The following is a 21,390-nucleotide window of genomic DNA, read 5'->3' as shown; positions in this document are numbered from 1 at the left end:
CCGTTCCACTCTAGTCGATGATGGTTCCGGTCACGGGCTCGCCGGAGCCGCCGGACGACTTGATCATGTCACGCGCGTTGGTGGCGGTGATCTCGATGGTCTCCAGGGCGCGGCGGATGGTGTCCTGGTCCGCGGCCGTGCCCTTGGCATGCTCCTGCTCCACCACGCGCACCTGCACCTGCACGATCTTGAAGGAGTGGTCCAGCTTCATGTCCCGGATCTCCTCCGCCTCGCCGCGTTCGCGGACCAGGCGGGTTCCGCCGTGGTCGGCCGAAACGGTGGAGGGCGCGCGGCCCGCGGCGGCGTTGAAAGCGTTGTGCGCCTCGTTGATCTTCGCCCCGGCCTTCTTGGCCGCCCGCTGGATGCTGAAGACCACGAAGGAAGCCAGCGCCAGCCAGAACAGCGCGATGACCGCAACAACCCAGCCCACGACGTCGTTCTGGTTGGCCGCGAAGATCACTGCCACCAGGAAGGCAGTGATCAGGACCAGCAGGCCCGGACCGCTGATGCGGAACATGGAGAATCCGCCCCGGCCGGTGGTGGATGAAGACTTGGAGCTGCCCAGAGATTGCATGAAGCTATTCTCTCAAATCCCCAGGCCGCCCCAGGACGCTTCCACCGGCGGCGAACACCTGTCTACTTCAGGAACAGGCTCCGCAGCCTGCCGGTGGTGAGCATGAGGCCCAGCACGATCATCACCAGGTAGTAGCCCGCGTGGATGGCCGTCGCCGGGGTGAAGGAAGCCGCGCTGATCTGCCGCAGCAGCTCCACGCCGTGCCACAGCGGCATGGCCTGGATCAGCCACTGGATGTACTCGGGGTAGACGCTCAGCGGATAGAAGGTGGCACTGAACAGGAACATCGGCAGCATGATGAAGTTCACCCAGTCCATCTGCTGGAAGGTCTTCATGAAGCTCGTGATGCCCATGCCGAAGCTGGCGAACCCGAACGCGATCAGCACCGAGGCTGGAATCATCAGCAGCGCCCACGGGGTGGTGATCAGGCCCATCAGCCCCATGACTGCCGTGAACCCGGTGGCGTACAGCAGGCCGCGCAGCAGGGCCAGGACGATCTCGCCGATGGCCACGTCCAGGGGCCCGAGCGAGGTGTACAGCATCCCCTGGTAAAGCTTGGCGAAGTTCATCTTGAAGAAGACATTCCAGGTGGAGTCGTACACCGCCCCGTTCATGGCCGAGACCGCAAGGAGCGCCGGTGCGATGTACGCTGCGTAGCTGATCTCCTGGCCGCCCGGCCCGGCGACGGACCCCACCACGGCACCCATCCCGACGCCCATGGAAATCAGGAACAGCACCGGCTCGAAGAACCCGGACAGCATGACCATCCAGTTGCTGCTCTTGGTGGCCATCAGCCCGCGCCCGATCACCGCGCGGGCGTTGCGCGAGTACAGCGGACCGAAGCGCCGGTTCCGGGCTTCCTCGGTGACGGCGTGGCCCTGGGTCAGGAGTGTCACTGTCCCATCCTCCTGACGAATTGGCGCTTGGTGAGCACCCAGCCGATCCAGGCCAGGGCCAGCAGGAACACCATATGGATGATGGTCAGCACCGGGGATTCCTCGTAGCCGAAGGTCATCACCCGGCCCAGCTCCGTGCCGTGCCAGATGGGCGAAATCCAGCCGATCCAGCGGACCAGCACGGGCAGGGTGTCCAGCGGGAAGAACGTGCCGGAGAACAGAAACAGCGGCATGACGATGAACCGCATCACCATGGCGAACTGGCCCTTGTCCTCCTTGATCGATGCGGCGTAGGCCATGAGCGGCAGACCGAACGAGAGCCCTGCCAGGGTTGCCACCAGCACGGAGCCCCAGCCCCAGCCGCTGGGTGATGCGCCAAACAGTGCCACGATGGCGAAGTAGATGACGGACTGCAGCAGGAACCGCAGGGTTACCGCGATGATCTGCCCGGCCGCGATCTGCTCCGGGGTGAGCGGGGAGGCGTGCGGCCCGTAGTAGACCCGGCGCCATTTGAAGCCGTCCATCACAGGGAAGGTGAATTCGGTGGCGGCGGTCATTACCGCAGCAGAGACGAGCAGTGCCGGCGCGATGAAGGCGATGTAGCTGACGCCACCGAACGCGGAGACAGCGTTGGTGTCCACCAGCGTGGCCAGGCCGACGCCCATGGCGAACAGGTATGCGGCGGGCTGGCCCACGCTGTACAGGAAGATCGACCAGCCGTACCCCTTCATGACGCGGAGGACCTGCTCGGCGTAGTAGAAGGCGCCCCAGCGCCGCGCCTTGGCGGCCGACACCTCGGGAGGGTGCGCACGCAAGGCGCGTCCCGCCGTCGTACTTTCCGCTGAAACGGCGGTGGCTGGCACAGTAGCCGACGGCTCAGTCAACGAGGCTCCTGCCGGTGAGCCGGAGGAACACGTCCTCCAGCGAGGATCTGCGCACCAGCGACGTCAGCGGGCGCAGCCCGCGCGCTGAGACTTCCTCCAGCGCGGACTCGCCGTCGTGCGTGTAGATGAGCACCCGGTCCGGGAGCGTTTCCAGGCGTTCGCCGATGCCCTCGAGCTCGGCCCCGATGCTGGCGTTGCGCTCCGACCCGAACCGCAGCTCCAGGACCTCGCGGGTGGAGTAGTCCCGGATGAGCGCGGCCGGCGATCCCTCCGCCATGATCCGGCCCTTGTCCACCACGATCAGCCGGTCGCAAAGCTGCTCGGCCTCATCCATATAATGCGTGGTGAGGATCAGCGTGACGCCCTGCTCCTTCAGCCGGAACAGCCGGTCCCAGAGGATGTGCCGCGCCTGCGGATCCAGGCCGGTGGTGGGCTCGTCGAGCAGCAGGATGCGGGGCTCGTTGATGAGCGAGCGCGCGATGGTGAGGCGGCGCTTCATGCCGCCGGACAGGGCGTCCACCTTGGACTTGGCCTTGTCCGTCAGCTGCGCGAATTCGAGCAGCTCGTCGGCCTTGGGCCTGAGGTAGCTCATGGGCAGGCCGAAGTAGCGGCCGTAGACCAGCAGGTTGTCCCTGACCTTGAGTTCCTCGTCGAGGTTGTCCTGCTGCGGAACCACGCCAAGGTGCGCCCGCACCTCGGGACCGTTCTGCTCGGGATCCAGCCCCATGATGGTCAGGTTCCCGGACGTCCGCTGGGACACTCCGCCGATCATTTTCATGGTGGTGGACTTCCCCGCGCCGTTCGGCCCGAGCAGCCCGAAGGACTCCCCCGCGGGAACGCGGAAGGAAATGCCGTCGACAGCGGTGACGTCGCCGTAGGTCTTTGTCAGGTTCTCTGCGGTGATGACGTAGTGCGGCGGCTCGGGACCTTCTTCGTGAGCGGGCACAGGCTTGTTGGACGTTCCTTCGGCGGAATGGAGTTCGGGCACCCCATCACGCTAGTACGCGGCGCGGGCCAAAGGAATAGCTAAATCTCAAAAACCCGAACAAGCAACGCGGGGTCAGGTATCGCCCAATTCCGAGGCGCCATTGGGCGGTATCTGACCTCGCGTTGCGGTAGGCGTTACCGGCGGTTCCCCCGCGAGTCGCCGCGCAGGACCTCCAGCCGCTGGTGGTATTCGGTCTCGTCTATTTCGCCGCGTGCGTAGCGCTCGCGCAGGACGCTTTCGCCGCCGCGGGCTGTAGCCCACTCGTGGTTCCTGCGCCAGGTGCGCCGGGCGAAGAAGATGAACAGTCCGATCACCAGGATCCAGAACAGCGGGAACAGCAGGAACCACGGCGAGAATCCGGTGCCCCACGGGCCGTGGGCGGCGGGATCGGCCAGCAGTTGCGCGGACTGTACCGCGAACGCTGTGGCTAGGGATGAAGTCATGTCGTGCTCCCAAAATCTCGGTAAGGGCCGTCTTTCGGCTCTGCTTCGAGTCTGGCCGTCCGACGGCGGCGGGTCGTCCGACGCCGGGAGTCACCTTGGGTGCCGCGCATACTCCGCCGGGAGTCAGGTGCCTGCTGCCTCAGCCGGCCCAGCCGGGCCGGACGAGCCCCGATTCGTAGGCCAGCACCACCAGCTGTGCCCGGTCGCGGACCAGCAGTTTTGTCATGATGCGTGAGACGTGCGTCTTGGCTGTGAGCGGCGTGATCACCAGCCGCTCGGCGATCTCGGCGTTGTTCAGGCCCTCGCCCACGAGCCGCAGCACTTCGCGCTCACGCTCGGTGATGTTCGCCAGCGACACTGGAGCCGCCGTCGCCCGGGACTGCAGCGCCAGCTGGGCCATGATGCGCCGGGTGACCGACGGCGAGAGCAGCGCGTCGCCGTCGTGGACCACGCGCACGGCGCGGAGCAATTCCTCGGGTTCGGTGTCCTTCACCAGGAACCCTGCTGCCCCGGCCCGCACCGCCTCCGCGATGTATTCGTCCAGTTCGAAGGTGGTGAGGATGATGATGCGGGTGCCCGCGAGGCCCTGGTCCGCCATGATTTTCCGGGTGGCCTCCAGCCCGTCCGTCTCGGGCATCCGGATGTCCATCAGCACCACGTCGGGACGCTCCCGGGCCGCGAGGCGGACGGCGTCGCGGCCGGTCCCGCACTCGGCCACCACCTCCATGTCCGGTTCGGCGTTCAGGAGGGCCCGGAAACCCGCGCGGATGAGATTCTGGTCATCAGCCAGCAGGATGCGGATCACTGTGCCTCCCGTTCGGATCCCGGCAAGGGGCCGGCCAGCGGCCCGGTGACCGGTATCACCGCGCGGACCCGCCAGCCAGGATGCAGCGGCGCGAGGTTTAGGGGCTCAACCTGAAGCGAGCCGCCCACGGCGGCCGCCCTCTCCCGCATCCCCGTCACCCCGTTGCCTTCGGGCACTCCGGTGGCCCCGGCGCCGTCGTCGTCAACGGTCACGGTGAGCTGCTTTCCGGGGTTCCCCACCGGCGCCGTGCCCTGCAGGGCAAGGACGACGGCGGCCTTCCGAGCTCCGGAATGCCGCACCACGTTGGTCAGGGCCTCCTGGACGATCCGGTATGCGGCTCCCTGGACGGCGTCCGGCAGCTGCTGCACAGCGGCCGCCTCCGGCTGGGTCAGGCTGACTTCGAGCCCCGCGCGTCGGGCGTCGTCGGCGAGCCCGGGAATCCTGTCCAGCCGCGGCGGCGGAGCAGGGCTCAGCGGGGCGTCCTCGCGGAGCACGCCCAGGAGCTGGCGGACCTCAGCGAGCGAATCCTTGCTCGCGGCCTTGATGGCTTCCAGCGCGGGGCGGAACTGGGCGGGGTCCTTCTCCCCCAGGTGGAGCGCCACCGAGGCGCGGACGTTGATGAGTGAGAGGGAATGGGCGACGACGTCGTGGATGTCCCGGGCGAGCGTCAGCCGGTACTCGTCCCGGGCGGCCTGTTCGCGGGCCTCATGCTGGCGGCGCCGTTCCGCCACCCGTTCGGTGCGCAGCCGCACGCCCTCCCCCAGCAGCACAAGAATAGCCAGCCACGAGGTGCCGGCAAACGCCCGGATCAGGGCGAACTCGTCGCCACCGGCTGCTGCGCCTGCCACCAGGACGGCTGCGCATGCGCCGGCCACGGTCCAGGTCTGCCAGCGCTTCCCGGCCGCCGCGGAAAGCACGATCGCCAGCGCCAGGGACAGGAACACCGGACCCCACGCGTAGCCGAGCGCCAGATACGCCGCGACGGACGCCGCCGCGGCAGGAAGCATCACCAGCGGGGCGCGGCGCCGCAGCGACAGGGAGACCGGACCGGCCAGCAGCAAGACGAACGCGAGGGCATCCAGCGGCCGGTGGTCCGGCTGGCGGGCGGAGGCGAAGACGGTGCCCACCACCTCGAAGACGGCCACGGCAACCACGATGGCTGCTGTGGGCGGTCCCCGGAAACGGCGCTGCATACGTCCGAGCCTAGCCGGGAAGCCCCGGGCCGTCGTCGGCTTAAGGGCGTAGGGCGCCTACTCCCGGAGGAGTAGACGCCCTACAGCGGGGCGGGTGGGGAGCGCTTAAGCGATGCCCGCCTGGCGTTCCGCGGTTTCCACCACGTTGGCCAGGAGCATGGCGCGCGTCATCGGACCCACGCCACCCGGGTTCGGGGACAGCCAGGCGGCGACGTCGGCAGCGTCGGGGTGCACGTCTCCGGTGACCACGGCTTTGCCGGTGCCGTCGTCCACACGGCTGACGCCGACGTCGAGCACGATGGCGCCCGGCTTCAGGTCCTCCGCCCTGACCAGGTGCGGCACGCCGGCCGCGGCGATCACGACGTCGGCCTGCCGGAGTTCGGCAGGCAGGTCGGCGGTGCCGGTGTGTGCCAGCACCACGGTGGCGTTGACATCCTTGCGGGTCAGCAGCAGGCCAACCGGGCGGCCGATGGTCACACCGCGGCCCACCACGAGGACCCGCTTGCCCTTCAGGTCAATACCGTGCCGGGTGAGCAGTTCCACGCAGCCTTTGGGCGTGCAGGGCAGCGGGGACTTCATGGGGCCGCTGATGTTGGCCACGAGCCGGCCCAGGTTCATCGGGTGCAGGCCGTCGGCGTCCTTCTCCGGATCCATGGCCTCCAGGATGACGTCCTGGTCGATGTGCTTGGGCAGCGGCAGCTGGACGATGTAGCCGGTGCACTCCGGGTTGTCGTTCAGCTCGCGGACCACGGCCAGGAGCTCGTCCTGCGTGGTTTCCTCGGGCAGGTCACGGCGGATGGAGTTGATGCCCACCTCGGCGCAGTCCTTGTGCTTGCCGCCCACGTACCAGGTGCTGCCGGGGTCAGACCCCACCAGGATGGTGCCCAGTCCCGGAGTGACGCCCTTGGCCTTGAGTGCGGCCACGCGTTCGGTCAGCTCGGCCTTGATAGCAGCGGCGGTAGCCTTGCCGTCAAGGATCTGCGCGGTTTTTGCGGTTTCAGTCATGGATCACCACTGCTCGTGCTGCGGGTACAGCGGGAAGTCGGCGGCGAGCTTGTCCACGCGGGCCTGCAGGGCCTCAACGTCCGTGGCGGAGCCGGCCTTCAGTGCGGTGGCGATGATCTCGGCGACCTCGGTGAATTCGGTGGCGCCGAAGCCGCGGGTGGCCAGGGCCGGGGTGCCGATGCGCAGGCCGGACGTGACCATCGGCGGGCGCGGGTCGAACGGCACGGCGTTGCGGTTGACGGTGATGCCCACGGAGTGCAGGAGGTCCTCGGCCTGCTGGCCGTCCAGCTGCGAGTTGCGCAGGTCGACCAGCACCAGGTGAACGTCGGTGCCGCCGGTGAGGACGGAGACGCCCGCCTCGGCAACATCGGACTGGTTGAGGCGGTCGGCGATGATCTTGGCGCCTTCCAGGACGCGCTCCTGGCGCTCCTTGAATTCGGCGGTGCCGGCGATCTTGAAGGCCACGGCCTTGGCGGCGATGACGTGCATGAGGGGTCCGCCCTGCTGGCCCGGGAAGACGTTGGAGTTGAGTTTCTTGGCCCACTCCTGCTTGGCCAGGATCACACCCGAGCGGGGGCCGGCCAGGGTCTTGTGCACGGTGGAGGTGACGACGTCGGAGTACGGGACCGGGCTCGGGTGCAGGCCTGCTGCCACGAGGCCGGCGAAGTGCGCCATGTCTGTCCAGAGCAGGGCGCCCACTTCATCGGCGATCGAACGGAACGCGGCGAAGTCGAGGTGGCGCGGGTAGGCGGACCAGCCGGCGATGATCACCTGCGGCTTTTCGGCGATGGCCTGCTCGCGGAGCTTGTCCATGTCGACGCGGAAGTTGTCCTGCTCCACCTGGTAGGCGGCCACGTTGTAGAGCTTGCCGGAGAAGTTCAGCTTCATGCCGTGCGTGAGGTGTCCGCCGTGGGCCAGGGACAGGCCCAGGATCTTGTCACCGGGGGTGATCATGGCGGAGAGCGCGGCGGCGTTGGCCTGCGCGCCGGAGTGCGGCTGGACGTTGGCGTATTCGGCGCCGAACAGGTCCTTGACCCGGTCAATGGCCAGCTGCTCGGCCACGTCCACGTACTCGCAGCCGCCGTAGTAGCGGCGGCCCGGGTAGCCCTCGGCGTACTTGTTGGTCAGAACGGAGCCCTGGGCTTCCATGACCGCGCGGGGCGCGAAGTTTTCGGAGGCGATCATTTCCAGGGTGCCGCGCTGGCGGCCGAGTTCCTGGTCCAGTACTGCGGCGATCTCGGGATCGAGCTCAGCCAGCGGCTGATTGCTGACGAAGGAGGTGCTAACGGAAGTCGGTGAAGTAGTCACGAAGAACTCCTGGCTAGGGATGGGCACTGCTAAAGGTCAGGCTACCGGCTTGAACGTTGCTCCGCCCTTCGATGACCACCATCCGGAAACGCTTCCGGGCGCACGTCTGTTAAGGGCGCCGCAGCGCACTGGGTGGCTGCTCTTCGAGAAGCGCAGCGCTACCGGCAAAACATGACCCTCGGCCCAGGCGTACGATCCGTGGTCTTCGTGAATGCCGCTCCCTGGTGGTTAGCCACCCAAACGCCAGTTGCGACGCCACCACACTATCAAAAGCGGCGCCGACGCGCGGGTAGGCTGTTCTTCGTGAATGAAGACCAGCTCGCCAAATCGTACGTAGTAACCCTTTCCTGCCCCGACCGCCCTGGAATTGTGCACGCCGTTGCCGGCGCTCTGCTCGTGGCCGGCTGCAATATTACGGACTCCCAGCAGTACGGCAGCGAGTCCACCGGCACTTTCTTCATGCGCGTGGAAGCCACCACCACCGCCCCTCAGACCGAGGTGGTGGCTGCCCTGGAGCCAGTGGCCGATGCCTTCGGCATGCAGTGGAACCTGAACCCTGTGGGCCGGAAGGTCCGTACCCTGCTGATGGCAAGCAAGTCCGCCCACTGCCTGAACGACCTCCTGTTCCTGCAGCGCTCGGGCACGCTGCCCATCGAGGTTCCCGCTATTGTCTCCAACCACCGGGACCTGGCCGGCCTGGCCGAGTTCTACGGCATCCCGTTCCACTACATCCCGGTGACGTCCGACACGAAGGCGCAGGCCGAGGACCAGCTGCGCAAGATCATCGCTGAAGAGGGCGTCGAACTGACCGTCCTGGCCCGTTACATGCAGATCATCTCGGACGAGCTGTGCACGGAGCTGACCGGCAAGGCCATCAACATCCACCATTCCTTCCTGCCGTCCTTCAAGGGCGCCAAGCCCTACCACCAGGCCCATGCCCGCGGCGTGAAGCTGATCGGTGCCACCGCGCATTACGTCACCGCCGCATTGGACGAGGGCCCGATCATCGAGCAGGAAGTCATCCGGGTGGACCACGCGCGCACGCCGGAGCAGTTCGTGCAGATGGGCCGGGACGTGGAAGGCCGCACTCTCGCCCAGGCCGTGCAGTGGCACGCCGAACACCGCGTGCTCCTGGACGGCAACCGGACGGTCGTCTTTAACTGATCACTCTTAAACCACCCGCCGCCGGCATTGTGCCAGCGGCGGCGGTTCTGGGTTCCCTGGGCGGCGTAGCGGTTCACACTCAGCGGGTTTTAACCAAGACTGGTTAACAGGATGACTCTGCTGACCGAAACTTCGCTGGAACCCTTCATCGCCCTGCTCAAGGCACAGGGCAGGCACGCCGTGCTGGACGTGTGCTGCGGCCCGGGCGACGACGGCCTCCGGTTCGTCCAGGCCGGCATCCACTACACGGGCGTGGATCCCTTCGACGGCAACGTCCGCTACGCCATGGCCCGCCGCCTGAGCGTGTCAGTGGCGGAGCCCACGTGCCTGCCGTTCGCCGCGAATACGTTCCCCGCAGTCTGGGCGGTCCAGTCGCTGGAGGGCCTTACGGCAGACCAGGCGGACGACGTCGTGCGGGAGCTGGAGCGGGTGGCAGAACCGGGTGCGCCAATCGCCGTCGTCCTCCCCTGAGCGCGGCCAGCACGGCGCACCAACCCGGGAGTACTCCCCGAAGGCACCCGGGTTATCGGCCAGGAGCTCTCGCGGACCCTTGGGTGAGTCCGCCGTTCCGCGCGCACCTAGGATGGGAGTGGTTGGGTGCGAAGCGCCGGCGGCACGCCGGTTACGCCCCAGCAATGAGAGAGGACAACACTTCTTGGGCTACGTGTATCTGGCACTGGCGATCGCCGCGGAGGTTCTAGGCACCAGCCTGCTGAAGTCGACAGAGGGATTTAGCCGGCTCTGGCCCAGCGTCTGGTGCCTGGGGGCCTACGGCGTTGCCTTCGCGCTGCTGTCGCAGGTGGTCAAAAGTGTGCCTGTCGGCGTCGCCTATGCCCTCTGGTCGGGCCTTGGAACGGTTGCCATCGTGGCCATCGGCGCCGTTTTCCTCGGCGAGGAACTGAACCTCATGAAGGTCCTCGGGATCGCATTGGTGGTCGCCGGCGTCGTCGTCCTGAACGTCGGCGGAACCCACTGACGGCCGCCGGACTCAGACCGGGACGCCGTGGCAGCGGACTTCATTCTGCCGGGACGCGCGCTCACCTTCATCGCATGAGTTTTTGTCGAGATATCGTGCCCTAATTGCCCCCTAACCCGCGGCAACTGGACAAAAACTCCAAAGGAGGGGTCATCAGGTCACCGTGTCCTAGGCTTGGGGCATGGCTCCCATTTACCCCTTTGCCGGTGACACACCGGACATCCACCCCTCCGTTTTCGTTGCGCCGACGGCGTCGGTCATCGGCCGTGCCACGCTCGCCGAGGACGCCAGCGCGTTCTACGGCGTTTCGGTGCGCGCGGACACCGCCGCCATCACCGTGGGCACCGGCAGCAACCTGCAGGACAACGTGGTGCTGCATGCCGACCCCGGCTTCCCCTGCAGTGTCGGGGCGCGGGTCAGCGTCGGGCACAGCGCCGTCGTCCATGGCTGCACCGTGGAGGACGACTGCCTTATCGGCATGAGCGCCACCATCCTCAACGGAGCGGTGATCGGCGCCGGATCGCTCGTGGCGGCCGGTGCCGTCGTGCTGGAAGGCACGGTAGTCCCGCCCCGCTCGCTGGTGGCCGGGGTCCCGGCCAAGGTCCGCCGCGAACTCACCGATGAGGAGTTCGACGGCGTGAAGCGCAACGCGGCGCGCTACCGCGAGCTCGCCCAGGCGCACCGCGAACTCCACGCACCCAAGTAGGTCGCAGCACAGGGCCTTCCCAGCGCTGGGAACGCCCTGGCGTGCTACCTAGTTGGGGCCCGCCGGCTCAGTCCAGGCTGATCGGTCCCAGCTCGTCCAGCAGGTCGCCGGGTCCGGGGTTGCCCGGGGCCGAGGAGCCACCGAGGTGGTTCACCACACCCCACACCGCGTTCAGTCCGGTGGTCACCGCGCCCTCGGCCCAGCCGGCGGTGAAGGAAACGTCGTCGCCGGCGAGGAAGATGCCGCGCTGGCTTTCCGGCAGTTTGTCCTGCTTGAAGTGGGTGAAGAGCCGCTGCTGGTAACGGTAGTGGCCGGGCAGGTTGGCCTTGAACGCGCCCATGAAGTTGGGGTCGGCCTCCCAGGAGACGGTGATGGGCTGGCCCACGATGTGGCTGGCGATGTCCACTCCCGGGTAGATCTGCTCAAGCGAGTGCAGCATCAGCTCCACGCGTTCGTCGGCGTCGAGCGCCAGCCACTTCAGCGCGTCGTCGTTCCACGTGTAGGACAGCAGGATCACTGCAGGCTGGTCCGGGCCGTTGTCCAGCAGGTAGGTGGCGCGGTTGAGCCGGTCCGTGAGCGTCATGGACAGAACGTCCCTGCCCGTTTCCGGATCGATGTCCTTCCAGAACGGCCGGTCCACCATCACGAACGTCTTGGACGACTGCATATAGTGCGAGCGCTCGATCGCCGTCCACAGCTCAGCCGGGAACAGCGCCTCCTGGGTGTGGATCCGGGTGGACAGCAGCCACGACTGGCAGGTGGTGACCACGGCCGGGTAGGAGGCTTCCCTCCCCCAGCGCTCACGGATGCGGAGGTTGCCGTCGGCATCGCGGCTGATCCGCTCCACTGCTCCGCGCGGGGAGCCTGAGTGCAGGGACGCCAGGGACGTCCCCTCCGGCCAGTGAACCATGCCCGACGGCGCGTGGCGCCAGAGTGCCTCGGGGAGCCTTTGCGCTCCGCCGGCAATAAGCCGGTGCTGATCGTCGGCGTCGGTGTACACGACGCGCAGGATTTCCAGGATGGAGTTGGGGAAGTCGGTGTCCCAGCCGCCGGTGCCGAAGCCGACCTGGCCGAATGCCTCACGGTGCGCGAAGCCTGCCTTCCTGAAGGCCTGGCTGCCGGCGATGAAACCATAGAAGGTCTCCTCGTCCAGTTCGGGCAGTAACTCGTTCCACAGTTCCTTGATCCGGGCCGTGTCCCGCGCCCGGATGGCCTCCTGCATTTGAGTGAACTGCGCGCCGTCGTTCACGGCGGCCTTCCAGGCGTCGGCCACTTCGCGGAAGAACGGCGGAAGGTCCGCGGAGGTGGTGGCGTAATGCTTCTGCCCCGCCAGCTCAATCACGGTGCTGGAGGTCGCCGGGGCCAGCGGGTTGGGGAAGTCCTGCGTCTCCAGCCCCAGCAGGTCGATGTAGTGGTAGAACGCCTTGCCGGAGACCGGGAACCGCATCCCGCCCAGGTCCGCCACCACATCCGGGGCCGCCGGGAAGCTTGCGGTGCGGAGGCGTCCGCCGAGCTGGTCCGCCTCATAGAGCACCGGACGCAGCCCGAGCTTCATCAGCTCGTAGGCAGTCACCAGCCCGGACAGGCCGGCACCCACCACGGCGACTTCGGTGCCGTGCAGTTCCGGCGGGACCGAACCCAGTCCGTCCGGGTGGGACAGGTAGTGGTCGTAGCTGAACGGGAAGTCCGGGTTCAGCATGGTCACCGGGGCCTGGCCCGGCGCGCCGGCACCCGGCAGGCCAGGGGCGGTGGTGGTCGTGCTGGACGGGTCGGAGGCCGGCAGTTCGGTAGCGGTTGTCATGGAAGGTCTGTCTCCGTGGTCTCGTGTGTTGTCTTACTGGTGAAGAGTTGTTGCTTCAGCGGATGCGGGAGCTGGGGAAAAGTCACGGCCGGATAGTTCACGGTATTCCTCCTGCCCCAGCGCGGCCACACGAGAGTGCCGCCTGCCGTAGCCGAAGTAGGCGGCCAGTCCCACGAGCATCCAGATCCCGAAGGTCACCCACGTTTCTGCACCCAGGTTGGCCATCAGGTAGACGCACATGAGCGCGCCCAGGATCGGTGTCAGCGGGAACAGCGGCACCCGGAAGGTCCGCGTGAGCTCAGGGCGGGTCCTGCGCAGGTAGATGACGGCGACGTTGACCAGGGCAAAGGCGAACAGGGTCCCGATGCTGGTGGCGTCCGCCAAGGCGCCGAGCGGGACCAGCCCGGCGGTGAGGGCGACTGCGGTGCCCACGATCAGGGTCCCGGCAACCGGCGTGCCGGTGCGGTGCGAGACGCGGCCAAAGACGCGGGGAACGAGGCCGTCACGGGACATGGACAGGAGGATGCGGGTCTGCCCGTAGAGGACGGTCAGCACAATGCTGGCAATTGCAAGGACCGCACCGACGGCGAACACCAGCGCGATCCACGGCTGTCCGGTGATTTCCTCCAGAATCTTCACCAGCGCAGCCTCGGTGCCGTCGAACCAGCCCCACGGGCGGGCGCCGATGGCGGCAACGGCAACCAGCACATAGATGGTGGTGACGATCAGCATGGAGAGCATGATGGCCCGGGGCAGGTCTCGCTTGGGGTTGCGGGCTTCCTCGCCGGCGGTGGAGGCGGCATCGAAGCCGATGTAGGAGAAGAACACCCGGGACGCAGCAGCGGAAACACCGGCGGCCCCCATCGGCAGGAGCGGTTCGAAGTGGCCGCCGTTGAAGGCGGTGAAGGCCACGGCGCAGAAGAAGACGAGGATGCCCACCTTGACCAGCACGATGGCGGTATTGATCCACGCGCTTTCCTTGGCGCCGCGGACCAGTAGGACCATGGCCAGCACCACGATGATCATGGCCGGGACGTTGACCACACCGCCGCCTCCCGGCGGCTGTGAGACAGCATCGGGCAGGGCCTGCCCGAAAACCGCCAGCGCTTCGTTGACGTACTGGCCGGCACCCACGGCAACGGCGGCTACGGAAACGGCGTATTCGAGCACAAGACACCAGCCGCAGACCCAGGCCATGCCCTCACCCATGGTGGCGTACGTGTACGAGTAGCTCGAGCCCGCCGCCGGCACCAGGCCGGCCATTTCCGCGTAGGAGACGGCGGACAGCAGCGCGGCAAGCCCGGCGATGGCGAATGAGATCCAGATGGCCGGCCCCGCCAGCGGCACGGACTCGCCCAGGATCACCAGGATGCCGGTGCCGAGGGTGGCGCCCACGCTGATCATCGTCAGCTGCAGGACCCCGAAGCTGCGCACCAGACGGGTTCCGCCATGGCCCGTCTCGGCTTCCTGGACCATCTGCCCGATCGGCTTGCGACGGAGCAGCTGGGCTGCCAGTCCGGGGCGGCCGGCCTGCACGGGAGGCCGCTGTCCTGTTTGGGTGGGCACAGTCATCATTGACGTCCGTTCGTGAGTAGTGGGGCTTTCCGTTGCTCCAGCCTAGGCGTGTGAGTCACCTCTCAATGCTGTGCAAAATGACCTAGAGTGTTCTGGCATGGGACGTAATGCACAACAGGTCGGTGTATCTGAGCCGGCTGGCGGAACCCCTCCGGCGGGCGGTTCGGCGGTGGAACATCAGAGCGGGGTCACCCTAGACCAGCTCCTCGCGAAGCTGCCTTCCGAGCTTGAGATGCTGCACGACGGCGGCTACGGTTCCGGCCTGCTGCGGTGGGTCGAGCCGAGTGAGCTGGAGGACCCCACGCCCTACCTGCTCGACGGCGAATTTCTCCTCACGGCGGGGTTGCCCTTCGTTGGCGGCGCGGGCGGCGGCGCCGGGGTCGACGCCTATGTGCGGCGCCTGGTGCAGGCCGGGGTGGTGGCACTCGGCTTCGGCCTGGAGCCCTACTTCAGTGCTGTTCCGGAGACCGTGGTGGACGCCTGCGTGCGGCACAACCTGACTCTGGTCCAGGTGCCGAGCACGGTCCCGTTCGCTGCCATTGGCCTCGAGTTCTCCCGGCTCCTCGAATCGGACAACGCCAAACTGTTCCGGCACCTCGCCGACACCAACCGGCAGCTGATGCGGGCCGTCCTTTCCGCACGGCCGGAACACGAACTGCTCGCCGCCCTGGCCCAGCGGGTTCCGGTGTGGGCCATGCTGCTGGGCGCCGACGGGCGGGTGCGCGCCCGGGCGGGCTCCGGCGTCGAGGTTGCGGCCCTGCAGCCCCTGCTCGGCCGGCTCCTGGGCGGCAGCGGTCCCCGCGTGGAGATGGATTCCCTGGACCGCCCCGGCTCCCGGCTCGTGTTCGGGCATCCGCTGCGGAGCACCCGCGACGCCAACCTCGGCGCGCTGGTCCTGGGCTCTGACGTCCCCCTGACCCCGGCGCAGAACAGCGTGGTCTCCTCCGCCGTCGGACTCCTGGAGCTCTTGGTCCGGCAACGGACCAGCGGGTCGCTGGCGCCGAGCCAGCTGGCGACGTCGCTGCTGCTGCATCCGGACAGCCTGTCCGCCGGCGGGGCGCGGCACATCAACGGGCTCCGCGACCTGCTGGCCCAGAGCACTTCCTCCACGCGGTCCGGTCCGCTGCGCATCGTGCAGGGAAGCAGGGCAGCGCAGGGAATCGGGGCGGAGCAAGGCAACCGGCCGGAGCAGGCGGCGGGGCGGGCCGCCGGGCGCGCCGGCGAGAGCCCCGTACGGGAGCTGCTGCAGTGGCGCCGCCTGTTCGACACGAAGCTCGTGGAGCTCACGGACTACGGCTTCGCCGCCATCACCCGGCTCAGGGTGGACGACGCACTACTGGGCGAAATCGAGAAGCTCGGGTGGCGGCTGGTCATCGGGGATGCCACCGAGCTCACGGATCTGAGCAGCGCCTACCAGCGGGTGACGGCGCTGCGGCAGCGCGTCCAGACCACAGGCAAGAGCGCCAGGGTGGGTGAAGTGACGTGGACGGTTGCCGGGCTGCTGGGTGAGGAAGCCGGAACCATGCTGGCCGGCCGGCTGCTGGAGCCGGTGCTCAGCCAGGACAGCGACCGCCGGACCGCGCACCTGTCCGTGCTAAGGGCCTGGCTCGGCGAGAACGGGAACTGGGATGCCACTGCAAAAGCGCTGGGCCTGCACCGCAACAGCGTCCGGCGGCAGATCAACGCAGTGGCGGAACTGCTGGACACGGACCTAAACCAGGCGCAGGTGCGGGCCGAGCTGTGGATAGCGCTGCAGTACGTCGACGAGTTGCCGCCCGGCGCCTAGGCGTGCACCCTAGGAGGGCTTGGCGCCGCCGTTCTTTTCCCTGCCGCTCTCTTCCCAGGCGCGGTAAACATCGGGCCGCCGTTCGCGCAGATAGGGCACGGCATCCCGTGCCTCGCGGGCCGCCTCGGCGCTGACCTCCGCATACAGCAGTTCCGGGTGGGGACCGGCAGCAGCGAGCAGTTCGCCGTCGGGGCCGGCAATGACGCTTCCACCCAGGAAGGTGCAGCCGTCCTCCTCCCCGGAGTGGTTGGCGTAGGCCACTGTCAGCTGGCTCTCCAGTGCGCGGGCCCGCAGCAGCACCTGCGGCACTGCTTCGAAGCCGTGGGCCAGCGCCGTGGGTACCAGGAGCAGGTCGGCGCCGGCCGTGGCGGCCGCGCGGACCGTCTCGGGGAACTCCACGTCGTAGCAGATGGCCAGCGAGGTTTTGATTCCGGCCAGATCGACGACGGCGGGGGCTGCTTCCGCGGGGCTGAACGCCTTGCGCTCCTCCGGGCCAAAAAGGTGGACCTTGGCGTAGCTCAGGAGTTCGTCCCCGCGGCCGTCCAGGACTGTCGCGGTGATCTGCCACTGCCCGCCGGCCATGACCGCGGGCAGGCTGTAGACGAGGGCGATCCGGTGCCTCGCAGCGATGCCGGCAAGGGTGCGCCGGATGCCCGGCAGGGTTTCGGGGTCCAGCTCAGCCCTGACGCGCAGCGGCGCGTAACCCACCGGGAAAAGTTCGGGGGTCAGGAGCACGGCAGCACCCGCTTCCGCAGCCCTCTGAGCCGCCCGGTCGATGGCTGCGCAGTTCCGTTCAATGTCCAACACACTGGAGTTCGCCTGCATCAGCGCCAGCTTCACCGTGATCACCTCAAGTCTTCGTGGACGCCCAACACTGGACGCCGTTTCCTTCAGCGTATCCGCGGCAGCGGCCGCCGATTCGGCCCATTTGCACCGTATGGTGCTGCCGGTGGGACAGATTGCCCGGCGCCCGCGCCCTTCCATATGCGGCGCGTTGCGTTAACTTCTTGACTACAAGGCTGCTGATGGTGCAATGTTCATTTCATGCCCTCACCATCGAGCTCAACGAGGAGCCGAACCAAAAACCCAGGGTCGCAATCCGCGCTCAGGCACCTGAACCAACAGCGGATCATCGAATGCCTGCTCAACGGCCCCTCGACCCAGGCGGAGCTCGCGCGGCAGACGGGTCTGTCCACCGCGACAGTGTCCAACATCGTCAAAATCATGCAAGACTCTGGCCTCGCCTCCACCGAGCCGACCACCAGTTCAGGGCGGCGCGCACTGAACGTCCGGCTCAACAGCAACGGTGCCGTGGCGGTGGGCATCGACTTTGGCCGGCGGCACCTGCGGGTGGTTCTCGCTTCGCTCAGTTACCACATCATCGCCGAGGAATCGGTGCTCCTGCCCCTTGGCCACCAGGCGGAACAGGGCATCCAGGCCGCCGTCGTCCTGCTCGATAAACTGCTGGCGGACAGCGGAGTGGAGCGCAGCGCCGTGGTAGGTGCCGGCGTCGGAATCCCCGGCCCAATCGACCGCCGGACCAGCACCGTCGCGCAGGGGGCGATCCTGCCTGAGTGGGTGGGCATTGACATCCTGGAACGCCTCGAAGAGGCGTTCCAGTTCCCCATTTTCATAGACAATGACTCGAATCTGGGCGCCCTGTCCGAGGTCACGTGGGGACCGCACAGCGGCATCAGCAACCTGCTCTTCATGAAGATCGGTTCCGGCATTGGTGCGGGCCTGATCCTCAACGGCAATCCGTACTACGGCAACGTCGGGATCACCGGTGAAATCGGCCACGCGACCATCCACGAACACGGCCTGATCTGCCGCTGCGGCAACAGGGGGTGCCTGGAAACCATCGCCTCCACCACCACCATGATCGAGTTGCTGGGCCGGGGCGAGGAGCGCCCGCTTACCCCTGAGGACATCGTTCGGAACGCCCTGGCGAGGGATGCCGCCACCCTGCGCGTGGTGGACGACGCCGGCCTTGCGGTGGGCCGGGCTCTCGGGAACGTGGCCAACCTGATCAATCCCGAGGTGATCGTGGTGGGCGGCCCCCTGGCCGGGCTGGGCGACATCCTGCTGGACCCCATCCGACGCGGATTGGTGCGGCACGCCGTGCCGGTCATCGGTGAAACCACCACTTTGACCATGTCGTCGCTGAATGACCGCGCAGAGGCCCTGGGTGCCGCGTCCTTGGTCTTCCAGCACGCCGGAATCCGGCGTACGTAGCGTTTCGTTATCCCGCAGTTGCGTTAAAGACTTGACGACAACGGCATGCTCCATCTACTTTTTCATCAGACGGCCCTGCGAATTGCAGGGAAGACAACGAAGTCAATGCATTGGAGGCGTAAGGGCACATGACGTCCCTCAACACGCAAAGCGAGCCGGTTCTCCTGGAGATGCGCTCCATCACCAAGGAGTTCCCGGGCGTTAAAGCCTTGTCCGATGTCAGCCTCAGGGTGAAGGCCGGCGAGATCCACGCGATCTGCGGGGAAAACGGGGCCGGAAAGTCCACCCTGATGAAGGTCCTCTCCGGCGTGTACCCCTACGGCAGCTACACCGGCGACATCGTCTACCAGAGCGAGGTCCAGCAGTTCAAGGACATCCGGGCCAGCGAGCACGCGGGCATCGTGATCATCCACCAGGAGCTGGCGCTCATCCCGGAGCTCTCCATCACGGAGAACATCTTCCTGGGCAACGAGCCGGTCAAGCGCGGCGTGATCGACTGGGCCGAAGCCCGCACCCGCTCACGGGAACTGCTCGCCCGGGTCGGTCTCCGCGAGGACCCCGACACCCCGATCAAGGAAATCGGTGTCGGCAAGCAGCAGTTGGTGGAGATCGCCAAGGCGCTGAACAAGTCCGTGAAGCTCCTCATCCTGGACGAGCCCACGGCCGCCCTGAACGAATCCGACTCCCAGCACCTGCTGGACCTGATCCTGGGCCTGAAGGGCCGCGGGATCACGTCCATCATCATTTCCCACAAGCTGAACGAGATCGAACAGATCGCGGATGAGATCACGATCATCCGCGACGGCAAGTCGATCGAAACCCTGAACGTCAAGGCCGACGGCGTCGACGAGGACCGCATCATCAAGGGCATGGTGGGACGCACGCTGGAATCACGCTTCCCGGACCACGAGCCGAAAATCGGCGAGGTGCTCTTCGAGGTGAAGAACTGGAATGTCGGGCACCCGCAGATCCAGGACCGCCTGGTGTGCAAGAGCTCCAACTTCTTCGTCCGCCGCGGCGAGATCGTGGGCTTCGCGGGGCTCATGGGCGCCGGCCGCACCGAACTGGCACGGTCAGTGTTCGGCCGTTCGTACGGCCGCTTCATCAGTGGCCAGATCTACAAGAACGGCAAGGAACTCCACCTCAAGAACGTCAAGCAGGCCATCGACGCCGGGCTGGGCTACGTCACGGAGGACCGGAAGTCGCTCGGGCTGAACCTGCTGGACGACATCAAGACCACCACCGTCTCGGCTGCACTGCACAAGATCAGCAAGCACTTCGTAGTGGATGCCAACAAGGAATTCACCGTGGCCGAGCAGTACCGCAAGTCGCTGCGGACCAAGACGCCATCCGTGGAGGAAGGCGTGGCCAAGCTCTCCGGCGGCAACCAGCAAAAGGTGGTCCTGGCCAAGTGGATGTTCACTGACCCGGACCTGCTGATCCTGGACGAGCCCACCCGCGGCATCGACGTCGGGGCCAAGTACGAGATCTACGGGATCATCCAGCAGCTGGCCAACCAGGGCAAGGGCGTCATCGTCATCTCCTCCGAACTCCCTGAACTGCTGGGCCTCTCGGACCGCATCTACACCATCTTCGAAGGGTCCATCACCGGCGTCCTGGATAAAGACGACGCCAGCCAGGAAAGCCTGATGAAACTCATGACCTCCGCCCGAAAAACCGCCTGACCCTCTGGAATCCTCCAGAACCTTCCAGAACAAGGACTGACACAATGAACGCGCTCAAGAAGCTCTTTGGCGGCAACACCCGCCAATTCGGCATGATCTTCGCCTTGGTTGCACTGATCGTCTTCTTCCAATTCGCCACCGAGGGCCGCACGCTGACACCGGGCAACGTGATCAACCTCTTCAACGGCAACTCCTACATCCTGATCCTCGCTATCGGCATGGTGCTGGTGATCATCGCCGGCCACATCGACCTGTCAGTCGGATCCGTGGCGGCCTTCGTCGGCGTCACGGTGGCCCTCGCCATCCGCGACTGGGGCATCCCCTGGTACGCGGGCATTCTGCTCGGCCTCGCCCTCGGTGCCCTGATCGGAGCCTGGCAAGGGTTCTGGACGGCCTACGTGGGCATCCCCGCGTTCATCGTCACGCTGGCCGGCATGCTCCTGTTCCGCGGCTTCAACCAGTTCGTGGGCAAGTCCAACACCATCCCGGTCCCCTCGGACTTCCAGTACATCGGCTCCGGGTACCTGCCCGAGGTGGGCCCCAACACCGGCTTCAACAACCTGACACTGCTTCTGGGCCTTCTTGGCGCAGCCTTCGTGGTCTTCAGCGAACTCCGCTCCCGCCGCACTGCCAAGGCCCTCGGCGCCGAGGTTCCCGAAGGCTGGGTGGTCATCACCAAGCTGGTGCTGGTCTGCGGCGCGATCCTCTACGCCACCTACCTGTTTGCCACAGGCCGCCCGGGCACGTCCTTCCCCATCCCCGGCCTCATCCTCGCCGTCCTGGTCCTGATCTACGGTTTCATCGCCTCCAAGACCGTCGTCGGCCGCCACATCTACGCGGTGGGCGGCAACCGCCACGCCGCCGAGCTCTCCGGCGTCCAGTCCAAGAAGGTCAACTTCCTGGTCATGATGAACATGGCAATCCTGGCCGGCCTCGCGGGCATGATCTTCGTGGGCCGCTCCACGGCCTCCGGACCGTTCGACGGCGTGGGTTGGGAACTGGACGCCATTGCCGCAGTCTTCATCGGCGGCGCAGCGGTGACCGGCGGTGTGGGCACCGTGATCGGCTCGATCGTCGGTGGCCTCGTCATGGCCGTGCTGAACAACGGCCTGCAGCTCCTCGGCGTCGGCGCCGACCTGACCCAGATCATCAAGGGTCTGGTCCTGCTGATCGCCGTCGCGTTCGACGTCTACAACAAGAGCCAGGGCAAGCGGTCCATCATCGGCATGCTGACTCAGAGCTTCAACCGCCCCAGCGGCGGTACCCCGCTCCAGCCGGACGAAGTGACTTCCACCAAGGAAACTATCTCCCGGGAAGCCTGAGCACCGCCGCTCCCCGGATGCATTTCCCACCCCTATAGAAAGTG

General features: G+C 66.9%; 20 protein-coding genes. 8 read left to right on the top strand and 12 right to left on the bottom strand.

Annotation, left to right across the window (positions count from 1 at the left end; translation table 11 throughout):
* Nucleotides 1–10 precede the first annotated feature (10 nt).
* The 9 genes from CXZ05_RS00220 to glyA all read right to left on the bottom strand — a co-directional run bounded on the left by CXZ05_RS00220 (nucleotide 11) and on the right by glyA (nucleotide 8,096).
* Complete coding sequence (locus tag CXZ05_RS00220) at nucleotides 11–574, bottom strand: hypothetical protein (RefSeq protein ID WP_102970622.1); 564 nt, start codon at nucleotides 572–574, stop codon at nucleotides 11–13.
* Between the two features lie 62 nt (nucleotides 575–636).
* Nucleotides 637–1,470, bottom strand: coding sequence for an ABC transporter permease (locus tag CXZ05_RS00215; RefSeq protein WP_102970621.1), 834 nt, complete (start codon nucleotides 1,468–1,470; stop codon nucleotides 637–639).
* On the bottom strand, nucleotides 1,467–2,333 hold the full coding sequence (locus CXZ05_RS00210) for an ABC transporter permease (RefSeq protein ID WP_102970620.1): 867 nt from the start codon (nucleotides 2,331–2,333) through the stop codon (nucleotides 1,467–1,469). The genes CXZ05_RS00215 and CXZ05_RS00210 overlap by 4 nt, the downstream gene beginning before the upstream one ends.
* A gap of 13 nt (nucleotides 2,334–2,346) precedes the next feature.
* A complete protein-coding gene (locus tag CXZ05_RS00205; RefSeq protein ID WP_102970619.1) occupies nucleotides 2,347–3,300 on the bottom strand; it encodes an ABC transporter ATP-binding protein in 954 nt (317 codons plus the stop codon).
* Nucleotides 3,301–3,476: 176 nt separating this feature from the next.
* The gene (locus tag CXZ05_RS00200; RefSeq protein WP_180987205.1) at nucleotides 3,477–3,785 is read right to left on the bottom strand and encodes an SHOCT domain-containing protein; all 309 of its coding nucleotides are present in this window, start codon (nucleotides 3,783–3,785) and stop codon (nucleotides 3,477–3,479) included.
* Nucleotides 3,786–3,924: 139 nt separating this feature from the next.
* Nucleotides 3,925–4,590 (bottom strand): response regulator transcription factor, encoded by a 666-nt coding sequence (locus CXZ05_RS00195; protein ID WP_102970618.1) that lies wholly within the window; start codon nucleotides 4,588–4,590, stop codon nucleotides 3,925–3,927.
* Nucleotides 4,587–5,783 carry a sensor histidine kinase gene (locus CXZ05_RS00190; RefSeq protein ID WP_102970617.1) on the bottom strand — a complete coding sequence of 399 codons (1,197 nt, stop codon included), beginning with the start codon at nucleotides 5,781–5,783 and terminating at the stop codon, nucleotides 4,587–4,589. Before CXZ05_RS00190 ends, CXZ05_RS00195 begins: the two co-directional genes overlap by 4 nt.
* Before the next feature lie 105 nt (nucleotides 5,784–5,888).
* Nucleotides 5,889–6,788, bottom strand: coding sequence for a bifunctional methylenetetrahydrofolate dehydrogenase/methenyltetrahydrofolate cyclohydrolase (locus CXZ05_RS00185; RefSeq protein ID WP_102970616.1), 900 nt, complete (start codon nucleotides 6,786–6,788; stop codon nucleotides 5,889–5,891).
* 3 nt (nucleotides 6,789–6,791) lie between these two features.
* A complete protein-coding gene (gene glyA, locus CXZ05_RS00180) occupies nucleotides 6,792–8,096 on the bottom strand; it encodes a serine hydroxymethyltransferase (protein ID WP_102970615.1) in 1,305 nt (434 codons plus the stop codon).
* Between the two features lie 303 nt (nucleotides 8,097–8,399).
* Between glyA and purU the strand changes: the two genes are divergently transcribed.
* From purU to CXZ05_RS00160, 4 genes are all read left to right on the top strand, one after another.
* Entirely contained in the window at nucleotides 8,400–9,260 is an 861-nt protein-coding gene (gene purU / locus CXZ05_RS00175) for a formyltetrahydrofolate deformylase (protein WP_102970614.1), read from the top strand.
* Between the two features lie 111 nt (nucleotides 9,261–9,371).
* The gene (locus CXZ05_RS00170) at nucleotides 9,372–9,731 is read left to right on the top strand and encodes a class I SAM-dependent methyltransferase (protein WP_102970613.1); all 360 of its coding nucleotides are present in this window, start codon (nucleotides 9,372–9,374) and stop codon (nucleotides 9,729–9,731) included.
* 184 nt (nucleotides 9,732–9,915) lie between these two features.
* Nucleotides 9,916–10,236, top strand: a complete 321-nt coding sequence (locus CXZ05_RS00165; protein WP_102970612.1) for a multidrug efflux SMR transporter — start codon at nucleotides 9,916–9,918, stop codon at nucleotides 10,234–10,236.
* A gap of 181 nt (nucleotides 10,237–10,417) precedes the next feature.
* A complete protein-coding gene (locus tag CXZ05_RS00160; protein WP_102970611.1) occupies nucleotides 10,418–10,942 on the top strand; it encodes a gamma carbonic anhydrase family protein in 525 nt (174 codons plus the stop codon).
* 67 nt (nucleotides 10,943–11,009) lie between these two features.
* Here the strand turns inward: CXZ05_RS00160 and CXZ05_RS00155 are convergent, their stop codons facing one another.
* On the bottom strand, nucleotides 11,010–12,743 hold the full coding sequence (locus CXZ05_RS00155; protein ID WP_180987204.1) for an NAD(P)/FAD-dependent oxidoreductase: 1,734 nt from the start codon (nucleotides 12,741–12,743) through the stop codon (nucleotides 11,010–11,012).
* Between the two features lie 33 nt (nucleotides 12,744–12,776).
* Entirely contained in the window at nucleotides 12,777–14,315 is a 1,539-nt protein-coding gene (locus CXZ05_RS00150; protein ID WP_102970926.1) for an APC family permease, read from the bottom strand.
* Between the two features lie 100 nt (nucleotides 14,316–14,415).
* Here CXZ05_RS00150 and CXZ05_RS00145 point away from each other — a divergent pair, with 100 nt between their 5' ends.
* Nucleotides 14,416–16,104, top strand: a complete 1,689-nt coding sequence (locus CXZ05_RS00145; protein ID WP_258006384.1) for a PucR family transcriptional regulator — start codon at nucleotides 14,416–14,418, stop codon at nucleotides 16,102–16,104.
* Between the two features lie 9 nt (nucleotides 16,105–16,113).
* Here the strand turns inward: CXZ05_RS00145 and CXZ05_RS00140 are convergent, their stop codons facing one another.
* Nucleotides 16,114–16,929, bottom strand: coding sequence for a nitrilase-related carbon-nitrogen hydrolase (locus CXZ05_RS00140; RefSeq protein WP_180987217.1), 816 nt, complete (start codon nucleotides 16,927–16,929; stop codon nucleotides 16,114–16,116).
* Between the two features lie 219 nt (nucleotides 16,930–17,148).
* On the opposite strand from CXZ05_RS00140, the gene CXZ05_RS00135 reads away from it, so the two are divergent.
* The 3 genes from CXZ05_RS00135 to mmsB all read left to right on the top strand — a co-directional run bounded on the left by CXZ05_RS00135 (nucleotide 17,149) and on the right by mmsB (nucleotide 21,346).
* Nucleotides 17,149–18,339, top strand: a complete 1,191-nt coding sequence (locus CXZ05_RS00135; RefSeq protein WP_102970608.1) for an ROK family transcriptional regulator — start codon at nucleotides 17,149–17,151, stop codon at nucleotides 18,337–18,339.
* Between the two features lie 128 nt (nucleotides 18,340–18,467).
* Complete coding sequence (gene mmsA, locus CXZ05_RS00130; RefSeq protein ID WP_102970607.1) at nucleotides 18,468–20,024, top strand: multiple monosaccharide ABC transporter ATP-binding protein; 1,557 nt, start codon at nucleotides 18,468–18,470, stop codon at nucleotides 20,022–20,024.
* Between the two features lie 44 nt (nucleotides 20,025–20,068).
* Complete coding sequence (gene mmsB / locus CXZ05_RS00125) at nucleotides 20,069–21,346, top strand: multiple monosaccharide ABC transporter permease (RefSeq protein ID WP_102970606.1); 1,278 nt, start codon at nucleotides 20,069–20,071, stop codon at nucleotides 21,344–21,346.
* Nucleotides 21,347–21,390: the final 44 nt, after the last annotated feature.

This window comes from Arthrobacter sp. AFG20 (genome assembly GCF_002892795.1).
GTDB lineage: Bacteria > Actinomycetota > Actinomycetes > Actinomycetales > Micrococcaceae > Arthrobacter.
This window is presented reverse-complemented; position numbering and strand designations above follow the sequence as displayed.